Here is a 6,619-nt window from a genome sequence, read left to right on the forward strand (position 1 = left end):
CTGATGCGGAGCTGCTGTGTACTGCGGGGTACTGGGTGCGGCAGGTGCGGGAGACCGTGCGGTTCGCTGATGGGGTGGGGTGGCTTCAGTCGCGGGGGGTGCGCACGCTGGTGGAGGCGGGGCCCGGTGGTGTGCTGAGTGCGATGGCGCAGCAGACCTGCACGCAGGACGTCACCGCGGTTGCCCTGTTGGGTGGCGCGGAGACCCCCGAGGACACCGCCCTGGCGGCCGGCGCTGCCCAGTTGTTCGTCCAGGGCGTCCCTGTGGACTGGGAGTCGTTGTTCGCAGGGGCCCGGCACGTGGAGCTGCCGACATATCCGTTCCAGCGCCGGCGGTACTGGCCCGAGGCGGCCGTCGGGACGGGTGACGTGGTGGGGGCGGGACTGGAATCGGCCGAGCACCCGCTGCTGGGGGCGATGGTGCGATTGCCGGAATCCGGCGGGATGCTGTTCACCGGGCGGGTATCACTGCGCTCGCATCCATGGCTGGCCGACCACGTGGTCCGCGGAACGGTGGTCTTCCCCGGAACAGCCTTCGTCGAGCTGGCCGTCCGCGCCGGCGACACGGTGGGCTGCGACCGACTGGACGAACTGGTGCTGGAGGCTCCCCTGGTCATCCCGGCTCACGGCGGATGCCAGATCCAGGTGCAGCTCACCGAACAGGCCCAGGACCGTTGGGCCCTCGTCATCCATGCCCGCCCGGACGGCAGCGAGGAGTGGACCCGACACGCCACCGGCGCCCTGACCAGCGGCGTGTCGGCCGTTGATGCCTGGGACTTTGCCGGGTTGGGTGACTCGTCGTGGCCGCCTGCTGACGCGGTGGCGGTGGATACCTCTGGGATCTACCGATCCGAGGGTGATGTGGTCTACGGCCCGGTGTTCCAAGGGCTGGCACGCGCCTGGACGCAGGGCGAGCGGGTGTGGGCCGAAGCCGTCCTGCCCGAGCAACAGGCCGGGCACGGAGGCGCGTTCGGTATCCATCCGGCGCTGCTGGACGCCGTCCTTCAGGCGGTGCGGTACGGCGAGTTGGACTCGTCGGATGCGGCTCTGCTGCCGTTCGCGTTCGGCGATGTGGTACTGCGTGCCTCGGGGGCGACCCAGGTGCGGGCATGCCTGACCCCTACGGGTGCTGACGAGGTGTCGGTCGCGGTCACCGACGTCACGGGTGCTCCGGTGCTGTCCATCGGGTCGCTGTCGCTGCGCGCGTTGGCCGAAGGCGATATCGCCTCCGGGCCGCAGGCGACCGCTGTGCTCACGCCGCGTTGGACTGACCTGAATGCCGGACCGGCTTCCCCAGCGGAGGACTGGGTCGTTGTGGGTACTGGCGCGGTGTACGCAGACCTGAATGCACTGATCGATGGAGTCACGGGAGGCGCGCCGGTCCCGCGGTGCGTGGTCCTCTCGGTGCCGTTCACCCTCCAGCCCGATTCTTGTGTGGGCGAGGCGCATGAGGTAACGGTGTGGGTGCTGGGGCAGGTGCAGCGCTGGCTGAGCGAGCAGCGGTTCGACGGGACGCGGCTGGTCGTGGCAACTCGAGGAGCTGTGACCACGGGCTCGGACGACCCAGTGATCGACCTGCCGGGTGCGGCAGTGTGGGGCTTGATCCGCTCGGCGCAGTCGGAGAACCCGGGCCGGATCACATTGGTCGACCTCGAGTACGGCTCCGATCTTGAGCCCGATGTGCTGGCTGGTGTGGTCACGACCGGCGAGCCTCAACTGGCAGTGCGGGGTTCGGTGGTGCGGGTTCCGCGGTTGGCCCGCCACGCGTCCAGCACCGACGCTGTTGCGGTGGAGGGGCCGGTGTTGGTCACCGGTGGTACGGGTGGTCTGGGCGGTGCGGTGGCGCGGCACCTCGTGCGGTCCTATGGGGTGCGGAGTCTGGTGCTGGCCGGCCGGCGGGGTGAGCGGGCCGAGGGCGTGGTCGAGCTGGTGGCGGAGCTGTCCGGGCTGGGCGCTCAGGTCACGGTGGTGGCGTGTGATGTCTCGGACCGGGACGCGCTCGCCGGGCTGCTGACGGAGCATCCGGTGTCGGGCGTGGTGCACACCGCAGGGGTGGTCGATGACGGGGTCATCGACTCGCTGACTGCCGAGCAGGTCGACCGGGTGCTGGCGCCGAAGGTGGACGCGACATGGCATCTGCATGAGCTGACGCGGGACATGGACCTGTCGATGTTCGTCGTCTTCTCGTCCCTGGCCGGGATGCTCGGCAGCCCGGGCCAGGGCAACTACGCGGCGGGCAACGTCTTCGCCGACACGTTGGTGCAGTGGCGTCGGCAGGCAGGCCTGCCGGGTGTGTCGTTGGCGTGGGGTGCGTGGACACCTGAGGTGGGGCTGACAGGGGCTCTTTCGGAGGTCGACTTTCAGCGGTTGAGGGGCTCCGGGATGCCGCCGCTGTCGGTGGAGCAGGGGCTGGACCTGTTCGACCGGGCCCTGGCCGCCGACGAGCCAGTCATGGCACTGGCCCGGCTGGACCTGCCGGTGTTGCGTACGCAAGTCGAGATACCCGTTCTCATGCGGTCACTTGTGGCGCATGCGGTCGCTCGCCGGGTTGCGGGCGTTGACCGCCGTAACCTGGACGGCTTCGCCCAGCGGTGGGGGGCCGTTCCCGCCGACGCGCGCATCCGGTTCCTGCACGATCTCCTCCGCACGCATGTCGCGGCGGTGTTGGGACATCTCTCGGCGCAACACATCGACGTGGGCCAGGCGTTCAAGACGCTCGGATTCGACTCGCTGACCGCCGTGGAACTACGCAACCGTCTGTCGACCGTAACCGGATTGAGGCTGCCCGCCACCCTGGTGTTCGACTACCCCACGATCGTCGACATGGCCGACCACCTGGCCGGGCTGCTCGGCGACACGCCCGCCGAGGCAGAGTCTGCGAGCCTGCCGCCGATGGTGTCGGTCAGCGACGACCCGATCGTCATCGTCGGTACGGCATGTCGCTTCCCGGGCAATGTGGCGAACGCCGATCAGTTGTGGGATCTGGTGGCCGAGGGCCGGGACGCGGTCTCAGGCTTCCCCACCGACCGCGGCTGGGACCTGGACGAACTCTTCGGCAGCGGGGCCGGTGCCTCGGCCACGGCGGAGGGTGGCTTCCTGCAGGACGTCGGAGAATTCGACGCGGCGTTCTTCGGGATCTCCCCGCGAGAGGCGGTGGCAACCGATCCCCAGCAACGCCTGCTGCTGGAGACTTCGTGGGAGGCGCTGGAATACGCCGGCATCGACCCCGCGTCGCTGACCGGCACCTCGGTCGGCGTGTTCGCGGGCGCGATGTCGTCGGGCTACGCCGAATTGGCGGGCCGCTCCCGGGACGACCTGGCCGGTCACCTGATGACAGGTGGCTCACAGAGTGTGTTGTCCGGACGAGTGGCCTATGCACTGGGCCTCCAGGGCCCGGCGATGACGGTGGACACGGCGTGCTCGTCGTCATTGGTGGCACTGCACCTGGCCGCACAGGCCCTGCGGGCAGGGGAGTGCACGATGGCGCTCGTGAGTGGGGTGACCGTGATGGCCACCTCGGACACCTTCGTCGGGTTCTCCCAGCAGGGCGGGCTTTCAGCCGACGGGCGGTGCAAGGCGTTCGCTGACGCCGCTGATGGCGTGGGGTGGTCCGAGGGCGCTGGTGTGCTGGTGGTGCAGCGGTTGTCGGATGCTCGCCGTGAGGGGCGTCGGGTGCTGGCGGTCGTGCGGTCCAGCGCGGTGAACCAGGACGGTGCTTCGAATGGGCTGACCGCGCCCAACGGTCCGGCCCAGCGGCGGGTCATCAGGCAAGCCCTGACGAACGGGGGGCTGTCCAGCGCTGATGTGGATGTCGTGGAGGGGCACGGCACGGGGACGGTGCTGGGTGATCCGATCGAGGCGCAGGCGTTGTTGGCCACGTATGGGCAGGACCGGCCGGAGGACCGGCCTCTGCTGCTGGGGTCGTTGAAGTCGAACCTCGGTCACACACAGGCCGCCGCCGGAGTCGCGGGTGTGATCAAGATGGTGATGGCGATGCGGCACGGGGTGCTGCCGCGGACGCTGCATGTGGATGCGCCGTCGTCGAAGGTCGACTGGTCCGAGGGCGGGGTGCGGTTGCTGACCGATGCCACTCCCTGGCCGGTGAGTGACCGTCCGCGTCGGGCGGGTGTGTCGTCGTTCGGCGTGTCCGGCACCAACGCTCACGTCATCCTTGAGGCACCCTCGGAAACGGAGCCTGACGCGCCCGCGACCGAAACGGAACCCGGTCTCGCCGGGGCTGTGGTGCCGTGGGTGGTGTCGGGTAAGTCGGCGGAGGCGGTGCGTGCTCAGGCGGCCCGGTTGCTGGAGTGGGCGGAAGCCGACTCCGCCCTGGACGTGCGTGACGTGGGCTGGTCGTTGGTGACCTCGCGGTCGTTGTTCGATCACCGTGTGGTGGTGACGGGCGCTGACGGTGATGAGTTGCTGGCGGGCCTGCGTGCTGCGGTGGCGGGTGAGCCGACGCCGGGTGTGTTCCAGGGGAACGCGGCGGTGGACACGGGTGCCGGTGTGGTGTTCGTGTTCCCGGGCCAGGGCGCTCAATGGGTCGGTATGGCACGGGAGTTGCTCGACGTGTCGCCGGTGTTCACTCACGCGATGACCCAATGCGCTCAGGCGCTGGACCCGTTCGTGGACTGGTCGTTGCTGGATGTGCTGGGCGATGAGTCTGCGCTGGGGCGGGTTGAGGTTGTGCAGCCGGTGTTGTGGGCGGTGATGGTGTCGCTTGCACGGCTGTGGCAGTCGTGTGGTGTGGAGCCTGCCGCGGTGGTGGGCCACTCCCAGGGTGAGATCGCGGCGGTGTGTGTGGCCGGGGGCCTGTCACTGGCCGACGGGGCCCGCATCGTGGCGCTGCGCAGCAAGGCGATCGCGGACACGCTGGCCGGTCGTGGGGGCATGGCCGCCGTGCCGCTGCCGGCCGCTCGGGCCTCTGACCTGATCCAGAACTGGCAGGGGCGGCTTTCCGTCGCCGCGGTCAATGGGCCGGGCTCGGTGGTGGTGTCGGGTGAGCCCTCGGCGGTGGGTGAGTTGGTGGCCTGGTGTGAGGCGGAGGGGGTTCGTGCCCGGGTGATCCCGGTGGATTACGCCTCCCACTCCGTGCAGGTGGAGGCGATCCGGGACCGGCTCCTGGAGGAGCTGGCCGGGATCGCGCCGGTGTCGTCGTCGGTGCCGGTGTACTCGTCGGTGACCGGGCAGGTGCTCGACACCAGCACGGCCGATGCCACCTATTGGATAGGCAACCTGCGCGCAACCGTACGGTTCGAGCACGCCACCCGCTCCCTGATCGCGGACGGTCGGAACGTCTTCGTAGAGGTCAGCCCGCACCCGGTGCTCACCTCCGCCGTCCAGGAAACTCTGGAGGACGCCGGGCAGGACGGCGTCGTCGTGGGCACGCTGCGCCGCGGCGAAGGCGGCGCCCGGCAGATGATCGCCTCGCTGGCACAACTGTCTGTCCAAGGCGTACCCGTCTCCTGGGAGCCGGTGTTTGCCGGGGCCGAAGTCCGGCGGGTGAATCTGCCTCCGTACGCATTCCAGCGTGAGCGGTACTGGCCCGCCCCCCCGACAGCGGCAGGCGATGTGGCGGGGGCGGGTCTGGTGTCGGCTGAACACCCGCTGCTGGGCGCCATGGTGCCCCTGCCCGGTTCGGGGGGGATGCTCTTCACCGGCAGGCTCTCCCTTCACTCGCATCCCTGGCTGGCCGATCACCGGGTACAGGGGAAGGTGCTCTTCCCCGGCACCGGGTTCGTCGAGCTGGCCGTGCGCGCCGGTGACGCGGTGGGCTGCGACCAGGTCGGCGAGCTGCTCCTGGAGACGCCGCTGGTCATCCCGGCCCAGGGCGGCTGCCAGGTGCAGCTCCTGCTCACCGAGCAGGACCAGAACTGGTCGTTCGAGATCCACGCCTGCCGGGACGGCAGCGAGACCTGGACCCGGCACGCCACCGGCGTCCTCGTCGACAGCGATGATGACAAGACCGCCGCTGGTGACAACGCCGTCTTCGACGGAGTCTCCTGGCCGCCCGCCGGGGCAACGACCGTCGACACCTCGGGCCTGTACGACATGAACGCGGGCCACGACGTGACGTACGGCCCGGCCTTCCAGGGACTGACCCGGGCCTGGACCCAGGGCGACAGGGTGTGGGCCGAGGCCGAGCTGCCTGAGGCCCAGTGGACGCAGGCCGCGGCGTTCGGCATGCACCCGGCGTTGCTGGACGCCGTCCTGCACGCTTCGATGTTCGCCGGGCTGGAATCGACGCAGACCACACAGTTGCCCTTCATGTTCACAGACTTCGTCCTGCGTGCTTCGGGCGCGACGCGGGTACGGGTGTGTGTGACCCGTACCGGCTCCGACGAGGTCGCCATAGCGGTGGCCGACACCACGGGTGAGTCGGTGCTGTCCATCGGTTCATTGGTCGTCCGTCCGCTGCCGCAAGGTGCCTTGGTCGCCGGCTCGCAGGACACGGTGGTCCTCGCACCGCACTGGACGAACGTCACCACGACCGGCCGGCCCCCGCGCACGGACGACTGGATCGTGGTGGGATCCTCTGCTGAGTACGCGGATCTGGCCGCGCTGGGCACTGCGGTTGAGTACGGGACTCCCGTGCCGAGCAGTGTGGTGCTGGTCGTGCC

Annotated in this window: 1 protein-coding gene; it reads left to right on the forward strand. The window is 69.8% G+C overall.

Annotated features, from left to right (window positions below; translation table 11 throughout):
* Positions 1-98: 98 nt before the first annotated feature.
* Positions 99-6,619 (forward strand): type I polyketide synthase (locus tag ACP4J0_RS37995; protein ID WP_426603934.1); only part of this gene is annotated, 6,521 nt, incomplete at its 3' end.

The organism is Streptomyces sp. WG7 (assembly GCF_049975785.1).
Classification (GTDB): Bacteria; Actinomycetota; Actinomycetes; order Streptomycetales; family Streptomycetaceae; genus Streptomyces.